The organism is Nonomuraea sp. B12E4, from assembly GCF_039871825.1.
In the GTDB taxonomy this organism is placed as follows: Bacteria; Actinomycetota; Actinomycetes; order Streptosporangiales; family Streptosporangiaceae; genus Nonomuraea.
Genome location: NZ_JBDPME010000011.1, coordinates 248,984 through 269,645, shown reverse-complemented (window position 1 = coordinate 269,645; position 20,662 = coordinate 248,984). Strand labels below are relative to the sequence as shown.

General features: G+C 72.7%; 18 protein-coding genes and 2 pseudogenes. 11 read left to right on the top strand and 9 right to left on the bottom strand.

What is annotated here, in order from left to right; genetic code table 11:
* Positions 1–361: 361 nt before the first annotated feature.
* Positions 362–1,351, top strand: a complete 990-nt coding sequence (locus ABGB18_RS25865; RefSeq protein WP_347698166.1) for a hypothetical protein — start codon at positions 362–364, stop codon at positions 1,349–1,351.
* Positions 1,352–1,646: 295 nt separating this feature from the next.
* Here ABGB18_RS25865 and ABGB18_RS25860 read toward each other — a convergent pair whose 3' ends face one another.
* The gene (locus ABGB18_RS25860; protein WP_347698165.1) at positions 1,647–2,228 is read right to left on the bottom strand and encodes a helix-turn-helix domain-containing protein; all 582 of its coding nucleotides are present in this window, start codon (positions 2,226–2,228) and stop codon (positions 1,647–1,649) included.
* 104 nt (positions 2,229–2,332) lie between these two features.
* Between ABGB18_RS25860 and ABGB18_RS25855 the strand changes: the two genes are divergently transcribed.
* The 3 genes and pseudogenes from ABGB18_RS25855 to ABGB18_RS25845 all read left to right on the top strand — a co-directional run.
* On the top strand, positions 2,333–2,878 hold the full coding sequence (locus ABGB18_RS25855; protein WP_347698164.1) for an LLM class flavin-dependent oxidoreductase: 546 nt from the start codon (positions 2,333–2,335) through the stop codon (positions 2,876–2,878).
* Positions 2,879–3,009: 131 nt separating this feature from the next.
* Complete coding sequence (locus tag ABGB18_RS25850; protein ID WP_347698163.1) at positions 3,010–4,440, top strand: FAD-dependent monooxygenase; 1,431 nt, start codon at positions 3,010–3,012, stop codon at positions 4,438–4,440.
* Positions 4,391–4,969 (top strand): annotated as a pseudogene (locus tag ABGB18_RS25845) (TetR family transcriptional regulator); the annotation flags it as partial. The gene ABGB18_RS25850 and the pseudogene ABGB18_RS25845, both read left to right, overlap by 50 nt.
* A gap of 4 nt (positions 4,970–4,973) precedes the next feature.
* On the opposite strand, the pseudogene ABGB18_RS25840 reads toward ABGB18_RS25845, so the two are convergent.
* Positions 4,974–5,036 (bottom strand): annotated as a pseudogene (locus tag ABGB18_RS25840) (hypothetical protein); the annotation flags it as partial.
* Between the two features lie 119 nt (positions 5,037–5,155).
* Between ABGB18_RS25840 and ABGB18_RS25835 the strand changes: the two are divergent.
* Both ABGB18_RS25835 and ABGB18_RS25830 read left to right on the top strand, forming a co-directional pair.
* Positions 5,156–5,317 (top strand): hypothetical protein, encoded by a 162-nt coding sequence (locus ABGB18_RS25835; RefSeq protein ID WP_347698162.1) that lies wholly within the window; start codon positions 5,156–5,158, stop codon positions 5,315–5,317.
* A gap of 45 nt (positions 5,318–5,362) precedes the next feature.
* Complete coding sequence (locus tag ABGB18_RS25830; RefSeq protein WP_347698161.1) at positions 5,363–5,983, top strand: ferric iron reductase; 621 nt, start codon at positions 5,363–5,365, stop codon at positions 5,981–5,983.
* A gap of 203 nt (positions 5,984–6,186) precedes the next feature.
* On the opposite strand, the gene ABGB18_RS25825 is transcribed toward ABGB18_RS25830, so the two are convergent.
* Positions 6,187–6,909, bottom strand: a complete 723-nt coding sequence (locus tag ABGB18_RS25825) for an SDR family oxidoreductase (protein ID WP_347698160.1) — start codon at positions 6,907–6,909, stop codon at positions 6,187–6,189.
* Between the two features lie 51 nt (positions 6,910–6,960).
* Between ABGB18_RS25825 and ABGB18_RS25820 the strand changes: the two genes are divergently transcribed.
* Positions 6,961–7,521, top strand: a complete 561-nt coding sequence (locus tag ABGB18_RS25820) for a MarR family transcriptional regulator (RefSeq protein WP_347698159.1) — start codon at positions 6,961–6,963, stop codon at positions 7,519–7,521.
* A 16-nt stretch (positions 7,522–7,537) separates the two neighbouring features.
* Positions 7,538–8,764, top strand: a complete 1,227-nt coding sequence (locus ABGB18_RS25815; RefSeq protein WP_347698158.1) for an acyltransferase — start codon at positions 7,538–7,540, stop codon at positions 8,762–8,764.
* A 22-nt stretch (positions 8,765–8,786) separates the two neighbouring features.
* Here the strand turns inward: ABGB18_RS25815 and ABGB18_RS25810 are convergent, their stop codons facing one another.
* The 3 genes from ABGB18_RS25810 to ABGB18_RS25800 form a co-directional block, all read right to left on the bottom strand.
* The gene (locus ABGB18_RS25810; RefSeq protein WP_347698157.1) at positions 8,787–9,074 is read right to left on the bottom strand and encodes a zinc-binding dehydrogenase; all 288 of its coding nucleotides are present in this window, start codon (positions 9,072–9,074) and stop codon (positions 8,787–8,789) included.
* Positions 9,075–9,083: 9 nt separating this feature from the next.
* Positions 9,084–9,761, bottom strand: coding sequence for a zinc-binding dehydrogenase (locus ABGB18_RS25805; protein ID WP_347698156.1), 678 nt, complete (start codon positions 9,759–9,761; stop codon positions 9,084–9,086).
* A 115-nt stretch (positions 9,762–9,876) separates the two neighbouring features.
* The gene (locus tag ABGB18_RS25800) at positions 9,877–11,097 is read right to left on the bottom strand and encodes an erythromycin esterase family protein (protein ID WP_347698155.1); all 1,221 of its coding nucleotides are present in this window, start codon (positions 11,095–11,097) and stop codon (positions 9,877–9,879) included.
* A 57-nt stretch (positions 11,098–11,154) separates the two neighbouring features.
* On the opposite strand from ABGB18_RS25800, the gene ABGB18_RS25795 reads away from it, so the two are divergent.
* The 3 genes from ABGB18_RS25795 to ABGB18_RS25785 all read left to right on the top strand — a co-directional run bounded on the left by ABGB18_RS25795 (position 11,155) and on the right by ABGB18_RS25785 (position 16,510).
* Positions 11,155–11,868, top strand: a complete 714-nt coding sequence (locus tag ABGB18_RS25795; protein ID WP_347698154.1) for a TioE family transcriptional regulator — start codon at positions 11,155–11,157, stop codon at positions 11,866–11,868.
* Between the two features lie 86 nt (positions 11,869–11,954).
* Complete coding sequence (locus ABGB18_RS25790) at positions 11,955–13,748, top strand: HSP90 family protein (protein WP_347698153.1); 1,794 nt, start codon at positions 11,955–11,957, stop codon at positions 13,746–13,748.
* On the top strand, positions 13,745–16,510 hold the full coding sequence (locus ABGB18_RS25785; protein WP_347698152.1) for a hypothetical protein: 2,766 nt from the start codon (positions 13,745–13,747) through the stop codon (positions 16,508–16,510). The genes ABGB18_RS25790 and ABGB18_RS25785 overlap by 4 nt, the downstream gene beginning before the upstream one ends.
* Before the next feature lie 238 nt (positions 16,511–16,748).
* On the opposite strand, the gene ABGB18_RS25780 is transcribed toward ABGB18_RS25785, so the two are convergent.
* Genes ABGB18_RS25780 through ABGB18_RS25770 form a run of 3 tightly spaced genes read right to left on the bottom strand, consistent with a single transcriptional unit; the run spans position 16,749 to position 20,660 of the window.
* Complete coding sequence (locus ABGB18_RS25780; protein WP_347698151.1) at positions 16,749–18,773, bottom strand: ABC transporter ATP-binding protein; 2,025 nt, start codon at positions 18,771–18,773, stop codon at positions 16,749–16,751.
* The gene (locus ABGB18_RS25775) at positions 18,770–19,687 is read right to left on the bottom strand and encodes an ABC transporter permease (RefSeq protein ID WP_347698150.1); all 918 of its coding nucleotides are present in this window, start codon (positions 19,685–19,687) and stop codon (positions 18,770–18,772) included. The genes ABGB18_RS25780 and ABGB18_RS25775 overlap by 4 nt, the downstream gene beginning before the upstream one ends.
* The gene (locus ABGB18_RS25770; RefSeq protein ID WP_347698177.1) at positions 19,680–20,660 is read right to left on the bottom strand and encodes an ABC transporter permease; all 981 of its coding nucleotides are present in this window, start codon (positions 20,658–20,660) and stop codon (positions 19,680–19,682) included. The genes ABGB18_RS25775 and ABGB18_RS25770 overlap by 8 nt, the downstream gene beginning before the upstream one ends.
* Positions 20,661–20,662 lie beyond the last annotated feature (2 nt).

Genomic DNA, 20,662 nt, shown 5'->3' with positions numbered 1-20,662 from the left:
GCCGAGAACCTCGCAGCCGAGGGCGGCGGAACATGGAAGACCTACGCTCCTGGCGATCACACACAGTGATGGAAAGCCCCGAACGGCCGGGAACTCAGATCAGTCAATCAACGGCTCCTGCCAGTTCTGCCTCCCTTTCACGGCGGTCCTGGTACTGATCGTGACAGGCTCCCCCGGGGATCGCCTCCCTCTCAAGAGGGAGTGGCTCCCCGTGCCGGGGGAGGCCCAAGTTGGCGAGCCCGGGGGATCTGGCGGGCGTGGTGCGCCGCCTACGTTTCTCGTGTCGGCATCCCGCCGGTGAATCCCCAGGCCACAGCGCCCCTCACGCGCCGAGGGCCGGGCACTTCCACGGAGGCTTGTGATGATCGGTTTCGACCTGCACCACCCGCGGCCCGCCACCTTCCCCGCACCTGTCGCGCACGTCCCCGCGACCGGCATCCGTTCCCTGCTCGCCGCGATGCGCGCCTCCGTCCGGGCGTTCTGGGACGAGGCGACGGGCTACCAGCGCCTGGCCTACCTCGTCGGCGCGGCCCTGATGGTCGTGGGGCTGGCGCACGCCGCGATCTGGATGGTGGTCGGTGGCTCGGCCGAGGGCGCGTTGTCGTGGCGCAAGCCCATGACGTTCGGCCTGTCGTTCGGCCTGACCACCGCCACGCTCGCCTGGGTGGGCGGTCACCTGCCCGTGGGACGCCGGATCGGCTGGGTCGTCTCCGCCGCGCTGTGCGCCTCGACCACCTTGGAGGTCGCCTGGGTCGTGCTGCAGCACGCCCGGGGCGTGGCCTCGCACTTCAACGACGCGACACCGCTCGACGAGACACTGTTCGTCGGCGGCGGCGTGACGATCGGCGTCACCCTCGTCGTGGTCGTCCTCATGACGCTCGCCTCGTTCGTCCGCACCTCCGCTCCCCCGGCCATGGCCCTGGCGCTCCGTGCCGGGCTGGTGTCGCTGCTGGTCGCCATGGCCGTCGGCGGGTGGATGATCATCAACGGCAACGAACTGCTCGACGCCGACGTCAGCCCGCTCACGCAGTCGATGACCACGTACGGCGCCGCCGGCGTGATGAAGTTGGCGCACGCGGTGCCGATGCACGGGATCCAGTTCTTCGGGGTGCTCGCCTGGCTGCTGACCTTCTCCGGCCTGCCCGCCCGCCGGCGGCTGTCGCTGGTCGCGCTGGCGGTGGCCGGGTTCGCCGGGCTGTTCGGCGTGGTGCTGATGCGGACCGTCTCGGGGCTGGCGCCGTTCACGCCGATGGACGCCTCCCTGGGCGTCTACCTGGCCCCGATCGGGCTGCTGGCCACGGCCGGGAGCGTCACCCTGGCCGCCGTGTGGCGCCACGCCCGTGGGATCTGAACCCCCGTACCCCTCGATCCGGAAGTCAGGTCGGCATGAATGGCTCGCAGCGGGCCCGCCGCGACGAACCGGCCGCCTTCCTCCGCGCCCAGCACGCGGCCCTGACCAGAGCGGCCGAAGCTCACAACCTCGCCGCGCTGATCACCGGCGACTGAGGCCGCCCGCCCTCGCCGAGAAGCCGTGCCGGACCCAGCACAGCTTCTTCATCCCGGCTCACCCTGCGGATGGCGGCCGCCGCACCAGGGGCCGCGGCCGGTATCCGGATTACCGTTCCGGATGCACTGATGAACGGCGGCTAGCGCGGTCGGCGCAGTCCGGCGACGAGGAGCTCCACGAGCCGCCGCGCGTCGTAGCGGGGATCGTTGTCGGCGCCGATGCAGAGGTTCCCGACGCCGCGCATGAGCTCGTAGGCCTCGAGGTCGGAGCGGATCTCGCCGGCGGCGGCCGCGGCTTGGAGCAGTTGCCCGCACACGGGCACGAGCCGGTCGAGGAAGTAGGCGTGCAGCGCGTCGAAACCGGGCTCGTCCGACTGCAGCACGGCGGCGAGCCCGTGCTTGGTGACCAGGAAGTCGACGAACAGGTTGATCCACCGCCCCAGCGCGGCGTGCGCGGACGCGCTGCTCGCCAGCAGGGCCGGACCGGCCTCGGCGCAGGCCTCGACCTGGTGCCGGTAGACGGCGATGATGAGGTCCGCCCGGGTCGGGAAGTGCCGGTAGATCGTGGCCACCCCGACCCCCGCCCTGGCCGCGATGTCGCGCACCGGCGCTTCGACGCCCGAGGTCACGAAGACCGCCGCGGCGGCGTCGAGCAGCGTCCTCTCGTTGCGCCGGGCGTCGGCCCGCTTGCGCGGGGCCGCGCCCCCGTCCCTGTCGTTCACCGCGCTGTTTCCTCCCATACCGGGCTTGCCAAAACGGAACGACGTTCCCTGTCGTACTTTCGGAACACGATTCCGGTTGCCCATGATGCCAGAGCCCGGGACCGGTGGCCAAGCCATGCCTTGGCCTGCCCTTCCACGACGCCGCACACGCCGTGGGCAGCCTCGCCGAGGCGTGCACGGTGATCCCGCGGTTGTGGACCGAGGCCGAACCGTTCGACTTCCACGGCACGTACGTCCGGCTCACCCAGGCGTTCGGCAACCCCAAACCCGTCCAGCGCCCCCATCCGCCGATCCTCATCGGCGGACGCTCGTCCTCGACACTGCGGGTGGTCGCCGAGCACGCCGACCTGTGGAACATCCCGGGCGGCGACATCAACGACGTCATCAGCCGCAGCGCGCTGCTGGACCGCTACTGCGCCGAGGTCGGCCGCGACCCCGCCTCGATCACCCGCTCGATCCACCTGCCCGTCTCCTACGACCAGCCCGGCGCCACCCGGCACGCGATCGGCGAGGCCCTCGACGCCGGCTTCCGCCACATCGTCCTCGGCCTCCCGACGCCCTACCCCACCGCCACCGCCCGCCGGGTCACCGACGAGCTCATCACCCCGTCGACCCAGGCCCTGGCACAAACCCCGGCATCACCTTCCTGACGCGAGCGCATAGCGCCGGGCACCGAGCCGAGGTACGACACACCCCGGGCGATCGGCGCTGAGGCGCTGGCTCACCAGGACATCCATGCGCTATAAATGTAGCGATACATACGTAGCGAATGGAGAGCGTCGTGAACGACGTCATCATCGTGGGAGCCGGCCCCACCGGCCTGATGGCCGCCTGCGAGCTGGCCCTGGCCGGGGTGTCCTGCGCGATCGTGGAGAAGCGCGGCTCCGATTCCAACGTCACCCGGGCCTTCGGCCTGCACGCCCGAGCCTTGGAGCTGCTCGACGCCAGAGGCATGGGCGACGAGTTGGTGGCGCGGGGCAACCCGCTCAGGACCGTGTACCCTGCCTACGCCTCACGTGTGGACTTCGGCCGGCTCGACACGAGATATCCGATGCTGCTGATCGTGCCGCAAAACGGCACCGAGCTGATCCTCCAGCAGCGCGCCACCGACTTAGGCGTGGAGATCCGCCGCAATGCCAACGTCGTCGGCCTGACCCAGGACGCCGAGTCCGTACGGCTCAGCCTGGAAGACGGAACGGAGCTGGCCGCCCGGTACGTCATCGGCGCCGACGGCGCCCACAGCACCGTCCGGGATCTGGTGGACGTGGGTTTCGCCGGGGCGACCTACAGCCTGCCCATGCTCCTGGCCGATGTCCGCATCCCCACCTCCGAGCCGCCCTCCATCGCTCAGGTCGGCGCAGAGGGCGTCGTCGTGACCCTCCCGTTCGGCGACGGCTGGTTCCGGGTCGGCGCGTGGCTACGCGAAGCCCAGAAGGACGCGGATTTCGCTCAGATCCGCGAAGCCTTCCGGCACATCGCCGGCACCGACTACGACATGAGCGAGCCGCGTTGGTTCTCCCGCTTCACCGCCGAACGTCGTCAGGCCCGCCACTACCGATCGGGACGCGTCTTCCTGATCGGGGACGCCGCCCACGTGAACTCGCCCATCGGCGGCCAGGGCATGAACACCGGCCTCCAGGACGCCGTCAACCTGGGCTGGAAGCTCGCCGCCACGTTGCACGGCTGGGCCCCGTCCTGGCTCCTCGACACCTACCATGCCGAGCGGCATCCCGTCGGCTCCACCGTCCTGGCCATGACCGACCACCTCACCGGGCTGGTGTTGAGCGGATCACGGCTACGCCTGGCGATCAACCGGCGCATCATGGCCACCCTGCTGCACACCAGCGCCGGACGTCGTCGCATCCTCGGACGGCTGTCCGGCCTGGAGTTCGCCTACCCGCCCGGCGGGCCGGACGCCCATCCGCTGACCGGCCGCCGCGCCGCCGACGGACCGACAGAGGCAGGCCGCCTGTACGAGGTACTGCGCGCCGGCACCTTCGTCTTGCTGTCGGACCAGGGAGTGCCGGCCCCGTATCGGGATCGCGTACGGTGGGCCAAGCCGCCGCACGGCACCCGGCCGGAGGCGACACTGGTCCGCCCGGATGGCTACGTGGCCTGGGCCGGTGATCGCGACGGCATCCAAGCGGCTCTGCTGAAATGGTGTGGCCCGGCCGACCACGACAACCTTGAAGGACACCGTGCCAGCGCCTAACCCACAGCGCCGCGACCACCTCGCAGACGCGGCCATCACCGTACTGGCCGAGCAGGGCTCCCGCGGGCTGACCCACCGGGCCGTCGACACCGCCGCCGCCGTGCCACCCGGCACCACCTCACGCTACTTCCGCACCCGCGACGCGCTCCTCAACGGAGTCATCGAGCGGATCACCCACCGGCTCGGCGAACGCGTGAACGCCTATGCCATCCGGCCGGTCTCGCCCCGCGACCTTGAGGAAGCCCTGGTCGCCGTCCTGACCACGATGCTGACCGACGGCCGGAATGACCCGCTGGCCCTGTTCGAACTGCACCTGGAGAGCACCCGCAATCCCCGCCTGCGGCACACGCTGACCGACGCTCTGCACAGCCGCGCCGATCTCATCGTGCGGCAATGCCGCGCCGCCGGGGTCGAGGTCAGCCAGGACGACGCCATGCTCCTGGAGATGAGCGTGCTGGGCATCCTGTTCACCGCGCTGACCACCGGCGTCCCCCGATCCCCAGGCGAGCCGATCCGCACCGCCGTGCGCACCCTCATGGCCGCCGTCTCCTCACCAGAGCGCCGGATTCCATCGCCACCCAGATCGCGCCGTCCGGCCCGACCGTGAGCCCGTGAGGCTCCCAGGCGGCTGTCCCGCTTCACCCGGCGCCTGCGCCGGCCGATCATCACCCTCGAGCTGTGGGCGGCCGCGGAGCTGACGCGCAGCGGGCTGCCCGTGCTGTGCGAGGTGGCGGGCGGGGTGCTGGGCGACGAGCCGCGGGAGTCGTGGGGGTTCCTGGTCCGCGAGGCGAGTCCGCGCCTGGGCACCACCGTCCTGCCTCCCGGAGGGAATCCGGCCGGCGCCGACGTGTGGCACCCGAGCGCGGCGGACGGGTGATGTCCGCGCCCGGCGGGTGTCGCCGGCTCGCCACCGCAGCACACGGTGCCGCTGTTCGCCCTGTACGGCCGGGACGTCCGCTGGCCGGATCACCCGACCCTGCTGGAGCAGCTCGTCATCCGCAGCGGCGAGGATCCGGCATCGTGGCTGGTCCGGCGGGTGGTGACGCCCATGGTGGCGCTCTGGGCGCACGCCGCCGTCCGTACCGGGTGCGCGCTGGAGATGCACGGCCAGAACACCCTGTTCGGCTACGACCGCGACGGACGCCGTTCCGCCGTGTTCTACCGCGACTGCGCCGTCAACATCGATCCGGCCATCCGCGCGCGGCGGGGGCTGACGCGCCCCCTGCCGGAGGTGAACATCATCTCCCGCGACGTACGCCAGCCCGCCCCGCACGTGTTCAGCCTGGTCTACGACGGCTTCATGGCGCACCATGCGCTGGAGCGGCTGGCCGAGGTCGCCGCCGAGACCCTCGGGGTGGATCCGCGCCTCCTGCGGCAGGCGGGCCGCGCGGCCTTCACCGCGCACGGCGGGCAGTCCCTCGACCTGCCCGCCACGGTCTTCTACTACGACGACGTGCTGCGCCCCGACGGCCGGTGGTCCCTGAAGGACACCGGCGAGCATCCCCGCTGGCGGCCCGGCCCGAGCACCCATCCCGCGGCCTGAGCTCAGGTCCGGCCCGTTCCGGCGATGGTGAGGATCCGCACGTGTCCGGTTTAGAAGTGGCGACTGTGGTTCTCGCTCCGCCGCCGGTCGTCTTCGACGCCTCCTTGTCCGTCGAGTCGCACACCTCCCCGATGCGCGGCTCGCGCGAGCAGGCGGTCGCCGGGGTCACCTCCGGACGGCTCTCCGTGGGGTTCGCCCTCGTGTCAGCGGGTGGTGAAGGCGCCGCCGTTCACGTGGATGGTCTGGCCGGTGATGTGCCGGGCGCCGGGAGAGGCCAGGAAGAGGATGGTCTGGGCGATGTCGTCGGGAGTGCCCGGCCGCTTGAGCAGCGTCTCCTCCACGAGTGCCCGGTGGCGCTCCTCCGTCATCCCGTCACCGAAGAAGCCGGTGCCGGCGACGTACCCGGATGAGATGACGTTGCAGGTGACGTCCTGGGGGCCGAGTGCGGCGGCGAGGGAGACGTTCCAGGCGGCGAGCGCGGCCTTGGCGGCGCCGTAGGAGCCGCCGCGGCGTTCGGCGCCGATCGATCCGACGCTGATGACCGCGCCTCCCGGGGCGAGCCGGTCGCGGACCGCGGTCGTGGTGAGCACCGCGGTGAGCACGTTGCCGGACACGCTGGACAGCCACTCCTGCGCGAGCGCCTCCAGCGGCGGCGTCCCGGCGGCCGGGGCGGCGGGCAGACCGCCGGCGGCGTTGACGAGCACGTCGAGCGAGCCGCCCAGCTCCCCGGCCAGGGCGGCGACCTGGCCGGGACTGGTGGCGTCGCAGGCCAGCCCGCGCACGCCCAGTGCCTCGGCGGCGGGGGCCACGGTGTCCACGCGGCGGCCGGTGATGACGACGTCGGCGCCGTCGGCGGCGAAACGAGCGGCGACGGCCCGGCCGATGCCGCTGCTACCCCCGGTGACAAGTACGGTCCTGCCCATCATTCCTCCTTGGCGACTGCTATGTTTAGATCTAAACATAGCGGAGGATTCCCGATGGCCGACACCCCGACCAGTCCCGCGGAGATCGCGGCCGCCTGGCAGCGCGAGCGCCCCGGCACGCCGACCGACTCCATCGAGATCGTCACGCCCATCTGGCGGCTGGCCAAGATCTTCGCCGACGACCGCGCCCGCGTGCTGCGCGCCGCCGGGATCGACGCGGCCACGCTCGACCTGCTCTCCGTGATCCGCCGCTCCGGGCCGCCGTACCGGCTGAGCACCCGCGAACTGGCCCGCCGCACGCTGGTGACGGCCGGCGCGATCTCCCAGCGGGTGGCCAGGGCCGAGCGTGCGGGCCTGATCCGGCGGAGCCCCGGCGACACCGGGCGCAAGAGCGTCGCGGTGTCACTGACGGAGGAGGGTCACGCGCTCATCGAGCGGTCGGTCGACTCGGTCCTCGGCCGCGAAGCCTCCCTGGTCGCGGGGCTGACGGAGGGCGAACGGGCCGCGCTCGCGACCCTGCTGGAGAAGCTGACCATCGACGTCCAGGACAGGATCTCCGCCTTGGCGCCGGCTTCCCGCCCCCTTGACCCGGCCGCCCCACTTTCCCGGCATTGATCGCTAACATCGCCGGATGCCGAAAAATCCGGGGGCCGAGCCACCGGCCGGGCGACGCATGGCCTGGCTCGACGCCCTGCGCGGCATCGCCGCCACGGCGGTGGTGCTCGAACACGCCTTCAAGTTCCTGTTACCCGAGGCGAAAGCGCCGGTCAGGGCGGTTTTCGAGTCCGGCTGGTACGGGGTGACGGTGTTCTTCCTGGTCAGCGGCTTCATCGTGCCGGCCTCGCTGGAGCGGCGCGGCAGCGTGCGGGCCTTCTGGATCTCGCGTTTCTTCCGGTTGTATCCGCTGTTCGGGGTGTGCGTGGCGGGGGTGGTGCTGCTCGTGGCGGCCGGCTGGGACGGCCTGCACATCTGGTGGGGCTCGCGGACGGTCTCCCTGGCGGTGGGCCACCTGACGATGCTGCAGAACCTGCTGTACGTGCCGAACCTGGTCAATGTGCTGTGGACGCTCTCGTACGAGATGGCCTTCTACCTGCTGGTGACCGCGATGTTCACGCTCGGCGTGCACCGCCGGAGCACCGCGGGCTCGCTCGCCTTCACCGTGGCCGCCGTGCTGGGGGCCGGCACGCTGCCGGTCACGCTGCTTTCGGCCGGCGGGCCGGGGCGGATGCTGACGGTGGTGCTGCTGATCGTCACGCTGGCCGGGCTGGGGCTGGCGGCGGTGATCGCGGGGTCGGGTCGCGTACGGCGGGCGGGCGCGATCCTCATCGGAGTCGTCGTGCTCGGGCTGCTGGCGGTCAACCAGACCTATCCCGCTCCCGGGCAGGGGCTGCTGATCCTGGCCACCATGTTCGCCGGCACGGCGCTGTATCGGGCCGAGCAAGGCCAGATCCCGTGGAAGCGGGCGTTATGGGTGGTGCTGGTGCCGCCTGCCGGGCTCTGGCTGGCGCACGGCGATCTCGGCCAGCAGATCGCGACGGCCGCCGCCTGGATCACCTTCGCCACCGGGATGGCGCTGCGGCACCGGAGAGTGCCACGGGTGCCGGCCTGGCTGGGCCTGATCAGCTACTCGATCTACCTGCTCCACCCCCTGCTCCTGGAGGGTGTCGAGCGGTTCTGGCCCGACCCGCTGGCCGTGCCGCTCGCCCTGCGGCTGCCGGCCCTGGCGGGGGTGATGGCTCTGCTGCTCGGGCTCAGCACACTGACCTGGCGTTTCGTCGAGTCCCCAGCGCTGCGGCTGGGCAGGCGCCTCATCTCAGCCGGGTCTCAGCCGGCGGTCGCGGCACACCGCGACCGCTGAGCCTCGCGGGCGTCCGCCCGGGTCAGGGGAGCAGCAGGGTCTTGCCCAGGACCGTGCGGGCCTCCATGGCCGCATGCGCCTCGGCCGCCCGCTCCAGCGGGTACGTCCGGCCGATGACCGGCCTGATCCGGCCCGCCGCCGCCTCGGCCAGGGCCCGCTCGGTACGGTCGCGCCAGTCGGCGCCCATGGCGGCCAGTTGTTCGAGGCCGATCACCGTGACCCCGCGACGTTCGGCGTCCTCCGGCGCGATCACGGAGACCCGGCCGCTGGCGGCGCCGTGCACGGAGAAGCGGCCCCCGCGCGCCGTCACCTCGAACGCCTACCGCCCGACCCACCCGCCGGCCCCATCGAAGACCACGTCCGCCCCGCGTCCGCCGGTCGCCTCCCAGATCGACTTCGTCCAGCCCGGCCGGCTGTAGTCGACGACCGCCTCGGCGCCGAGCTCGCGCGCCACCGCCAGCTTCGGCGCGCTGCCGGCGGCCGCCACGACCTGCGCCCCGGCCGCGCGCGCCAGCTGCACCAGCAGGCTGCCCAGGCCCCCGGCGGCTGCCTCGACCAGCACCCACTCGCCGGGCCGCACCCCGGCGTTGTCCATCAGGCCGACCGCCGTGCTGCCGTCGTGCAGCAACGCCGCCGCCTCCGGCAGGCCCACGCCGTCCGGCACCGGGACGAGGTCGGCCACCGCCGCGACGGCCAGCTCGGCGTTCCCGCCGCGCAGGCCCACCGTGCGCGCGACGACGCGCCGATCAAGCCACCCGGCGGCCACACCCGCGCCGAGGGAGGCCACCCGCCCGGAGACCCCGCCACCGGGGAAGTACGGCGGCTCGGGCAACGCCGGGCCCGGCGTGATCCCGCGCCGTAGCTGCGTCTCGACGAAGTTGATCTCCGCGGCCTCGACCTCGACCACGACCTGCCCGGGCCCCGCGGCCGGGTCCGGCGCCTCCCCCGGCTCCATCACCTCGGGCCCGCCGAACCGCGTCACCTGCACCACACGCATGCTGCCCACTTCCCACGACCGTGTCCACGAATTCCGGACTCAGCCTGATACCCCAACCACACTTGAGGTCAAGTCGGAGCGGACCAGGCAGAAGCCGGCTCCGCCTCATGCGCCATCACCCCACCGGACGCGCCCGGTCGCCCGGAAGGTCCTTGATGAAGACGATGCCGTCGAGCTCGGCCAGATGCGCCGGGTCCAGCGGGAAGTAGCCGAACCAGGGGGAGACGCGGGCGGCGGGCGGCGCGTCGGCGAGGGCCGCGGCCAGCCCGCGGGCGTCCACGAGGGAGCGGTCCTCCGGGAGCGCGTACAGGAGCCCTTCGACCGTGTCCGGGGGCGGGTCGTCCACTCCCTGGTGCCGGATCGTGCCGAGGGCCGTGGCCAGGAAGGCGTAATCCTCGCCCAGGCGGGCGCTCATGATCGCGCCGGTGCTCCACCACTCCATCGGCACCTCGCCCAGGCGCATCCTGCTCTTCTCCCGCTGGAGGTGCCGGTTGGAGGCGTGGACCAGCGCCGGGCCCCACTCGGCGACCGCGAGCAGGTTGGCGGCCATCATCGTGGCCCGCGAGCCCAGCAGCCGCGGAACGCGGGCCGGCGAGGGCTCGGCCAGCCAGAAGTGGTAGCCGAGCAGGCCGGTGGCGGTGCGCCCGTACAGGCAGGCGCGTTCCCAGTCCTCCCGCGAGGAGACCGCGAGCAGGCGGGGGGTCTGCTCGTCGAGCAGCGCCACCAGGTCGTCGGCGAGCAGCCGCAGCTCCTTGGCCTCGGCCGACCGCCCCACGGACCGGGTGGAGTCCATCATCGCGGCTGGATCGGCCCACCGGTCGTCGGCGCCGAGCAGGCGGTCGAGCGTGCCGGCGGTGCAGGGCAGCAGGTCCGCCCGCACCCGGGCCGCGAGGTAGCCGTGGAGCGCGGTGAGGGCCTGCCGGGGGCTCGCGGCGGCGGTGATCTCCAGCGGGCCGTCGAAACCGGCGAAACGCAGCCGGTCGGACGCGGGCCGGCCCTCGTTGTGGGCGCGCATCCAGCGTACGAGCTCGCGATTGGCCGCCGAGGCGCCGAACCCGTGGCTGAAGCCGCGCTCCATGACCTCGTCGAGGGTGCCCGTGCCCGAGGTGACGTAGTCGTCCACCGCCAGGCCCATCAGGCAGTCACTCTCGATCGCGATCGACCGGTAGCCCTCCTGCTCGACGAGCTGCCGGAAGAGCTCGTTACGCACCTCGAGCAGGAGGTCCTCGCCGTGGGTGGGCTCGCCCAGGCCGAGCAGCCGCGGCCGGGCCGGGAGCAGGCTCATGACGGCGGCGGCCTCGACCGCATGGACGGTGTCCTTGATGCCGGTGCTCATGCCTTCAACGGTATCGTTAACCATAAAGTTGAGACTTTTCGCGATATCGGCAGGCCCATGCGACGAAACCCTCAAGGCGGCGTACGCCTCAGGCCGGTCGACCTGGCCCGCCCGCACGGCCTGTCCACGCAGGCGGTCAGAAACTACGAGGACGCCGGCATCCTGCCGCCCGCCGAACGCACCGTCCACGGCTATCGCGCCTACACGCCGCTGCACGCGCAGGCCCTGCGCGCGTTCCTCGCCCTCGTGCGCGGGCACGGCCACCAGACGGCCACGTCGATCATGCGGGCGGTCAACCGGGGTGCCACCGAGGACGCGCTGCGGCTCATCGACGAGAGCCACGCCCAGCTCCTCGACGACCGCCGCACCCTACAGGCCGTCCAAGCCGCCCTCCGCGACCTCGCGCCCCTCCCCCAGGAACGCGGCGACACCTTCATCGGCCCCCTGGCCAGAAGGCTCGGCCTTCGCCCGGCCACCCTGCGCAAATGGGAGAACGCCGGCCTGATCCGGCCGCGCCGCGACCCTCGGACGGGCTACCGGGTCTACAGCGCGGCCGACGTACGCGACGCCCGGCTGGCCCACCAGCTCCGGCGCGGCGGCTACCTGCTGGAGCAGATCGCCCCGCTGATCGCCCAGGTCCGCTCCGCCGGCGGCGTCGCACCCCTGGAGTCCACGCTGCGCGACTGGGCCACCCGCCTGTCGGCGCGGGGCCGCGCCATGCTCGCGGGCGCCGCCGCCCTGGACGCCTACCTCGGCGGCGACCAGGGCTGATCATGATCCGACGATGCCCGGAAAAATGCGGATCGCCCGGCGCCACTACTATGGCCCGCTGGTGACAACGACCGAGGAGTGGGGACGTGGAGCGTACCTTCCAGGTCGATCTGCGAGGGATCGTCGACCTGTTCAGCCGGCACCTGTACGCCAGTCCACGGGTGTACATGCGCGAGCTTCTGCAGAACGCCGTCGACGCCATCACCGCGCGCCGCGCGCTCGACCCGGACGCGCCGGCCACGGTGTCGATCGAGCCGCCCGAGCTCACCGGCGACGGGACCCTGCGCGTGCACGACAGCGGCATCGGCCTGTCCGAGCCCGAGGTCCACGAGCTGCTCGCCACGATCGGGCGCAGCTCCAAGCGGGACGAGCTGGGGCTGGCGCGGCACGAGTTCCTCGGCCAGTTCGGCATCGGGCTGCTGTCCTGCTTCCTGGTGGCCGACGAGGTCCGGGTGACCACCCGATCGGCGCGCGGCGGGCCGACGGTGGAGTGGACCGGCCTGGCCGACGGCCGCTACCGCGTGGCGCCCGCGGCACGCGAGCGGGTGGAGCCCGGCACCACCGTGACGCTCAGCCCGGTGCCCGGCATGGCCCGGTGGCTGGCCGGCGAGATGGTGCACGACCTCATAGCAACGTACGGTGACGCGCTGCCGGTGCCGATCTCGATCGCCGGGCGGCGGGTCAACTCCGGCGCGCTCCCCTGGCAGAACGGCTACCCGTCGCCTGCCGCGCGGGCCGGGGCGCTGCGCGCGTACGCCGAGCGCGTCTTCGGCTTCGCCCCGTTCGACGTGATCGACCTGGCGGTCCCCGAGGCCGGGCTGGCCGGGCTGGCGTTCGTGCTGCCGATGGCGGCCAACCCCGCGGCCCACGCGGGCCACCGGGTGTACCTGCGCCGGATGCTGCTGGCCGACGGCGTCGACAAGCTGCTGCCCGAGTGGGCGTTCTTCGTCCGCTGCGTGGTGGACACCGGCGAGCTGCGCCCGACCGCCAGCCGCGAGGCCCTGTACGAGGACGACCTGCTCGCCGGCACCCGGGAGGCGCTCGGCGCGCAGGTGCGGGACTGGCTCGTCCGCCTGGCCGCGACCGACCCGGACCGCCTGCGCCGGTTCCTGGCCGTCCACCACCTGGGCGTGAAGTCGCTGGCGCTGCACGACGTGGACATGCTGCGGGTGGTGGACCGCTGGTGGCCGATGGAGACCGACGCCGGGCCGATGACGCTGGCCGACTTCCGCCGGCGGCACCCGGTGGTGCGCTACACGGCGACCGCGGACGAGTTCCGGGTGCTGGCCCCGGTGGCCGCCGCGCAGCATTTCGGCCTGGTCAACGGCGGCTACGCGTACGACATCGAGATCATGCGCCGGCTGCCGCTGCTGGACCCGGCGGTCGACGTACGCCGGCTGGACCCCACCGAGCTGGCCACCCGCTTCGAGCCGCCGGACCCGGTGCTCGAAGCGCGGATGCGGCCGTTCCTGGTCGCGGCCGCCGGCATCCTGCGGGGCCTGGGATGCGACGTGGTGCCGCGCTCCTTCGACCCGCCGGCCCTGCCGGCGCTCTACCTGACGAGCCGGGCCGCGGCCCAGGCGGAGGAGATGCGGTCGGCCCGGGCGTCGGCGGATGAGCTGTGGTCCGGGGTGCTCGGCGCCGTCGACACCACGGACGCGGCGCACCGGCCGCAGCTGATCCTCAACCTGCGCAACCCCGTCGTCCGCCGGGTCGCCGAGGTGCGCGACCCGTCCCTGGCCGCGCTCGGCGTCCAGGCCCTGTACGGCCAGGCGCTGCTGGCCGGCCACCATCCGCTCAGCCCGGAGGACGGCGCGATGCTCAACCGCTCCTTCCTGGGCCTGCTGGACTGGGCCACCGGCGCGGCGGGCGCCCGATGAGCCGCGGCGAGGCCGAGGTCTCCGCGATGCTGGCGCAGGCCCGGCGGATGGACCACGGCGAGGCGCAGATCGCGCTGCTGGAGGACGCGGTGCGGCACGCCGACGCCGGCGGGCTGCACCGGCTCGCCTTCCTCGCGCGCCGGAGCCTGGCCGGCGCTTACAGCACCGAACGCCAGTGGGACAAGGCGTTCCCGCTGTTCTCCCGCTGCCTGAGCGAGTACGACGCGCGGCCCGGCGAGTTCGGCCCGGAAGAGGACTGGGCGCTGCGCGGCTGGTACGCCAGCATCGCCCAGTCGATGGCCGAGTTCCCCGAGATCAGCCTGACGCAGATCAACGGTGCCTTCGAGGACATGGAGCGCCGCTTCCGCGCCGGCGGGCACAGCCTGGGACAGGTGTACGACGCCCGCCGGTGGGTGGCCCAGCTCGCGTGCGACTGGCCCGAGGAGGAGCGCCGGCACCGGCAGTGGAAGGCGGCCGGCGGACCGGACCCGGATTCGGTGTGGGATTTCGAGGCCGACGTGGAGCGGCTGGTCCGGCGCGGTGACGACGCGTCCGTCGAGCGGGCGCTGGCCCTGGCCGGGCCGGTGCTCGCGGGCGAGGTCACCTTCCACGAGCCGCCCGCCCCCATCCAGTGCCACCTGTTGCTGCCGCTGGTCCGCGCCGGCCGCCTGGAGGAGGCGGTGAAGGCCTTCAACCGGTCACACCGCGACATGTGCGAGGGCCATTACCGCTACGAGTACTGCAGCATGCAGATCGAGTTCTGCGCGCTGACCGGCAACGAGGAGGCCGGGCTGGACATCCTGCGGGCGCGGCTGGTGGGTTACCCCACGCTGAACCGGCCGAACGGCAAGATGGAGTTCGCCGCCGCCGGGGCGATCCTGCTCCGGCGGCTGGTCGCGGACGGCCGGGGCGGCGAGTCGGTCCGTGCGAACGGCACCGACCTGAGGTGGTCGGTGGCGGAGCTCTGCCAGGAGATGGAGAGCACCGCGCGCGACCTGGCCGCCCGGTTCGACGCGCGCAACGGCACAACCCATCAGGGGGACTGGATCCGCGCCCGGCTGGCGGCGGCCCCGGTGGTCGGCTTCCTGCCGCTCTTCCCGGGCGCCCGCAGGCCGGTGCGGCCGCCGATCCCGACCGGCATGCCACCCGAGGCGATGCTGGACCAGGCCGAGTGGTTCGAGCGACGGGAAGAGTACGCCCTGGCCCGCCGGTTTCTGGCCGCCGTCGGCACACCGCCGCCGCACCTGGCCGCGCGCCACGCCGAGCTGACCGCGCTGACCGGCTTCGGGCGGCCCGAGGCCGAGCATCACTTCCGCCGGGCGGCCGAGGCCTACCGGCAGGCCGGCGACCAGCGGCGTCACCTCTTGTGCATGTGCCAGCTCGGCAGGTGGCTGTGCGAGCAGAACCGGTTCGGCGAGGGGCTGGGGATGGTGGCCTGGGCGGCGGGCGAGCTACGCCGTACCGGCGAGCCCGGGCTGATCGCCCAGGGCGCCTGGCTCCACGCCCTTTCGCTGGCCATGGCCGAGCAGAAGGGGGCGTACGAGTTGCTCGACGATGCCGTCCGGCACGCCGTGGCCAGCGGTGACCCGGTTCTGATCGGCTCGCTGGCGCTGATCGACGGGGCCTTCCGGGAGGTCCGCAGGTTCCCGCCCGGTAACGTGATCGACCTGGCCGACACGGCCCGGAGGGCGTTCGCCGCGGCGGATTCGCCTGGTCAGCTCGTCAAGGCGTACGAGCTTCGGCGCCGAAACCACGAGCGGGCCGGCGCGCCGCACCACTTCACCGAACTGGTCGAACGGGAGCTCGCCACGCTCCCGCCGGCGGCCCCGGCACAGCTACGCGGCTACCTGCGGTATCGGCGCGGCCTCGCGCTCCTGCACGCCGGCCGCCCGGCCGACGCGCTCGACGACCTGATCGAGGGAGTCGGCGAGGCGCGTACCCGCGACGCCGACACCCCCGAGCAGAGCTACCAGCTCGCCCTGGCCTTCCGGGCGGCGGGCCGGGCCGGGGAGGCGGCGGAGGTCGCCGAGGACCTGGCCGAGTGGCTGGAGCGACTGCGGCGGGACGGAGACTCCTCCCTCGGTGACCTGGCCGATCGGAACCGTCTCCTGCTCGCCGAGGCCCGTCAGGCCCTCGGCCACCAGGCCCGCGCGCTCGCGGAGTACCGGCAGGTCGCCGCCTCCGCCCGGGACCGGCACGACCCGGGGCTGCTGCTCCAGGCGTTGATGCCGGCGGCGGCCATCCAGGACCTGCTGGACGGGAACACGGCCGCGACCTACCGGGAGGCCGCCGATGCCGCGACGGCGCTCGGCGACGTGCACACGGCGGCGAACTGCCGCGCGTCCGAGGCGCTGTCGCTGCAGCGGTCCGGTGACGTAGGGCCGGCTCTCGCGGTGCTCGCGCAGGCCGAGGCCATGACCGGCGCGCTGCCCGCCGAGCCCGCGGACCGCCTCCCGCGCAGCTGGGCGATCACCTGGCGCAGCGCCGCGCACGTGCTGTCCGCGGCCGGCCGCCTCCCGGAGGCGGCGGACCGCGCGGCCCGCGCGGCGGCGGCCTTCCGGCAGGTGGGCGAGCCGGCCGACGCGGCGCGGATGGACCTCCTGCACGCCCGCACCCTGATCCGGCTGGACCGCCCCGACCTCGCCGAACCGCTGTTGCGCACCCTCCTGGAAGCCTTCGGCCATGAGACGCCGCTGCACCAGTCGGCGGCCCGGGCCCTCACCGACCTCCAGGCCCGCCACCCCACCCACCCCATCCCTTGAACGGACGCCCGGAACCCTGACCGATCCCCGGAACCCTGACTGATCCCTGGAACCTTGACCGATGCCCAGGGCCTTGACCGACGCCTGGGGCTTGAGCGGATGCCCGGCGTCACGGGCCTGATGACGGCTGAGGGGACGCGAAGGCGCCGGCCCGGGCGGCGGCCAGGGTGATGGCAGCGGCGTGATCGGCCGCGGCGGCGTCGAGCGGCTCGGCGCCTCTCAGCGGGACTCGAACCGCCTAGAGCAGGGTGGTCTCCTCGGCGTAGTGGCAGGCGACCGGGGCCCCCTCGGCGCCCGGGGTCCCGCGCTCGACGAGGGTGGGCTCCTCCTCCACGCACCGGGCGCGCTCGTCCTCGCTCAGCCGCAGGGCGAAGGCCGGGCAGCGGGTACGGAAGCGGCAGCCGCTGGGCGGCGCGGACGGGCTGGGCACGTCACCGGTCAGCAGGATGCGCGGGCGGCTGCGCTCCTTGTCGGGGTCGGGGATGGGAATGGCCGAGATGAGCGCCTGCGTGTAGGGGTGGGCCGGGCGGGAGAAGAGCTGCTCGGCCGGGGCCACTTCGACGATCTTGCCGAGGTACATGACGGCCACCCGGTGGGCGATGTGCCTGACCACCGACAGGTCGTGCGAGACGAACAGGTAGCCCAGCCCGAGCTCCTCCTGCAGGTCCTTCAGCAGGTTGAGCACGCCGGCCTGGATCGACACGTCCAGCGCGGAGACCGGCTCGTCGAGCACCAGCAGCCGCGGCTTGAGCGCGAGCGCCCTGGCCACGCCGATGCGCTGGCGCTGGCCGCCGGAGAACTCGTGCGGATACCGGTTGCCGTGCTCGGGATTGAGCCCGACCAGCCGCAGCAGCTCCCTGACCTGGGCGCGGTCGTAGGAGCCGTGGATACGCAGCGGCTCGGCGACGATCTCGCTGACCGTCATCCGGGGATCCAGCGAGGCGTAGGGATCCTGGAAGATGATCTGGAGGTCCCGGCGCAGCGGCCGCATTTCCGAGCGGCTGAGCCGGGCCAGCTCGCGGTCGCCGTACAGCACCTCGCCCGAGGTGGCCCGGACCAGGTTCAGCAGCGCCCTGGCCGTGGTGGTCTTGCCGCAGCCCGACTCCCCGACCAGGCCGAGCGTCTCGCCCTCCCGTACCTCGAAGGAGACGCCGCACACCGCGTGCACGCTGCCGACCTGCTTGCGCAGCACGCCGCGCGAGCGCAGCGGGAAGTGCTTGACCAGCTCGCGGACCCGCAGGATCGGCTCGCCGACCGCGGGCAGCGGCCGCTCCGCCTCCGGCGGGTAGACGGTCCCGCCGGTCAGCGTCTCGGCGAAGTGGCAGGCCGCCCGCTGCCCGGCGGGCGAGACCACGCGCAGCTCGGGCTCCTCCTGGCAGGCGGCCTCGGCGAGCGGGCAGCGCGGCGCGAACGGGCATCCGCCGCCGAGGTCGAGCAGCGACGGCGGCGCCCCGGCGATGGGTGTCAGCCGCCGCTGCGGCCGGTCCAGCCGCGGCACGCCGGCCAGCAACCCCATCGTGTACGGCATGCGCGGCCGGTAGAACACCTCGCGCGCCGTGCCGGTCTCCACCAGCCGGCCCGCGTACATGACCGCGACCCGGTCGGTGTGCCCGGCCACCACGCCCAGGTCGTGGGTGATGAGGATCAGCGCGGCCCCGGTCTCCTCCCTGGCCCGCTCCAGCGCGGCCAGGATCTGTGCCTGGACGGTCACGTCCAGGGCGGTGGTGGGCTCGTCGGCGATGATGACGTCCGGGTCGTTGGTCATCGCGATGGCGATGACGACCCGCTGCCGCATGCCGCCGGACAGCTCGTGCGGGAAGCTGTCGACCCGCTGCTCGGCGTGCGGGATGCCGACGATCTCCAGCAGCTCGATGGCCCTCTTGCGGGCCTGGGCCTCACCCACGTCGTGGTGGGCGAGGATCGCCTCGGCGACCTGGTAGCCGACGGTGTAGACGGGGTTGAGCGAGGTCATCGGATCCTGGAAGATCATCGCGATGCGGCCGCCGCGCACGTCGCTCATCTCGTCGTCGGTCAGCCCCAGCAGTTGCCTGCCCTCGAACCGGATCTCCCCCTTGACCTGGGCGTTGATCGGGAGAAGTCCCATGATGGCCAGCGAGGTGACGGACTTGCCGGATCCGGACTCGCCCACGATGCCGAGCGACTCCCCCGCGGCCAGCGAGAAGCTCACGCCGCGGACGGCCCGCACGGGCCCGTCGTCGGTGGGGAAGGAGACGTGGAGGTCGTCCACTTGGAGCACGGTCATTGGCGCACCCTGGTCTGCTTGGGGTCGAGGGCGTCGCGCAGGCCGTCGCCGATGAAGTTGACGCACAGCGCGATGAGGATGATGAACAGGCCGGGGAAGTAGAACAGCCACGGCCGGGTCTGCACGGCCGTGCGCGCCTCGCTGACCAGGATGCCCAGCGAGGTGTCGGGTGGTTGGACGCCGAAGCCGAGGAACGACAGCGCGGTCTCGATGAGGATGCCGGAGGCGACCAGGATCGTCGCCGCCACGATGATCGGCCCGATGGCGTTGGGCACCAGGTGGCGGAAGATGATCCGGGCGTCGGTCGCGCCGAGCGCCCTGGCCGCCTCGACGAACTCCCGTTCCCGCAGTGACAGCACGACGCCGCGGACCACCCGGGCCACGTGCGACCAGACCAGGCCGGCGATGACCAGCGACACCATCCACCAGGCGCCGTCGGAGGAGTTGGCCAGCACGGCGGCCACCGCCAGGATCGGCAGGATGATGACCAGGTCGGCGATGCGCATCAGTACGGCGTCGACCACCCCGCGGAAATAGCCGGCCGCCGCGCCCCAGATCGTGCCGAAGGCGGTGGAGACCACCGCGATCAGCAGGGAGATCTTCACCGACTGCTGGGTGCCCCGCATGACCAGGGCCAGCAGGTCCTTGCCGTCGCCGGTGGTGCCGAAGGGATGGTCGAGCGAGGGCGGCTGGGAGTTGTCGGGCGTACTGGTGAAGTAGGTGTACTTCCACAGCAGCGGCCCGACGAAGGCGAACAGCACGATCAGGACGAACACCAGCAGGCTGAACACGGCCAGCCGGTGTCGCAGGAAGCGACGCAGGACGAGCTGGGTCTGGGTGCGCTCGGTGACCGCGAACGGCTGGTCGGCGAGCGGCACCGGTGCGCGGACCTGCTGCTCGAGGGGGTCAGTCATAGCGGATCCTCGGGTCGAGCTTGGCGTACAGCAGGTCCGCCAGCAGGTTGAACAGCACCACGGCGACCGAGGCGACCAGCAGCCAGGCCATGACGACGTGCACGTCCCTGGCCCTGATCGCGTCGAGCAGCAGGCGGCCCGCGCCGCGCCACTGGAAGACGGTCTCGGTGACGACCGCCCCGCCGATGATGTTGGCCAGGTCGAGCGCGGTGATCGTGACCAGTGGGATGAGCGCGGTGCGCAGCGCGTGCCTGGTCATGACCTTGCGCCAGCGCAGGCCCTTGGCCCTGGCCAGCCGTACGTAGTCGCTGTTGAGCACCTCCAGCATGGAGGCGCGCTGGTAGCGGCTCCAGGAGGCGAAGCTGATCAGCGCGAGCGCGATCGTGGGCAGGATCAGGTGTCCCAGCCCGTCGAGGAACCTCTCCAGGAAGCCGCCCTCGACCACGACCGAGCTCTCCCCGACCGTGTAGAAGACCGTCGCTCCCAGGTTGTTGTTGGCGAAGACCCCGCCCTCCTTCAGCAGGACGGCCAGCCAGAACGAGGGCATGGCCAGGAACAGGAAGCCGAAGAAGGTCGAGGTGTAGTCGATCACGGTGTACTGCCGGACGGCGCTGATCACGCCCACGATGACGGCGAGCACCAGCGCCACCAGCATGGCCAGCAGCACCAGCCGGAAGGTCACCGCGAACCTGGAGAACACCTCCGGGCCGATCTGGAGGTACTGGTCGGCCGACGGCCCGAAGTCGCCCCGCAGGATGCCGGACAGCCAGAGCCAGTATCTGGTGAGCAGCGGCTGGTCGATGAACAGCCGGTGCTCCTCGGCCGCGAGCACCTCCGGTGGCGGCGGCGGGTCGAGCAGCCGGAGCCGGTCGACCGGGTTGCCGGTGAGGGAGACGAGGATGAAGACCACGAAGGTGGCCGCGAGAATCACCGGGATCGACGCGGCCACTCTGCGAAGCGCGTAGGCGAGCATGA

Bases quoted from the DNA above. Each gene is read 5' to 3' on its own strand.
- ABGB18_RS25795 (WP_347698154.1), top strand. From the start codon at position 11,155: ATGCGACGAAACCCTCAAGGCGGCGTACGCCTCAGGCCGGTCGACCTG.
- ABGB18_RS25865 (WP_347698166.1), top strand. From the start codon at position 362: ATGATCGGTTTCGACCTGCACCACCCGCGGCCCGCCACCTTCCCCGCA.
- ABGB18_RS25780 (WP_347698151.1), bottom strand. From the start codon at position 18,773: ATGACCGTGCTCCAAGTGGACGACCTCCACGTCTCCTTCCCCACCGAC.
- ABGB18_RS25825 (WP_347698160.1), bottom strand. From the start codon at position 6,909: ATGATGGGCAGGACCGTACTTGTCACCGGGGGTAGCAGCGGCATCGGC.
- ABGB18_RS25820 (WP_347698159.1), top strand. From the start codon at position 6,961: ATGGCCGACACCCCGACCAGTCCCGCGGAGATCGCGGCCGCCTGGCAG.
- ABGB18_RS25785 (WP_347698152.1), top strand. From the start codon at position 13,745: ATGAGCCGCGGCGAGGCCGAGGTCTCCGCGATGCTGGCGCAGGCCCGG.
- ABGB18_RS25815 (WP_347698158.1), top strand. From the start codon at position 7,538: ATGCCGAAAAATCCGGGGGCCGAGCCACCGGCCGGGCGACGCATGGCC.
- ABGB18_RS25770 (WP_347698177.1), bottom strand. From the start codon at position 20,660: ATGCTCGCCTACGCGCTTCGCAGAGTGGCCGCGTCGATCCCGGTGATT.
- ABGB18_RS25775 (WP_347698150.1), bottom strand. From the start codon at position 19,687: ATGACTGACCCCCTCGAGCAGCAGGTCCGCGCACCGGTGCCGCTCGCC.
- ABGB18_RS25805 (WP_347698156.1), bottom strand. From the start codon at position 9,761: ATGCGTGTGGTGCAGGTGACGCGGTTCGGCGGGCCCGAGGTGATGGAG.
- ABGB18_RS25800 (WP_347698155.1), bottom strand. From the start codon at position 11,097: ATGAGCACCGGCATCAAGGACACCGTCCATGCGGTCGAGGCCGCCGCC.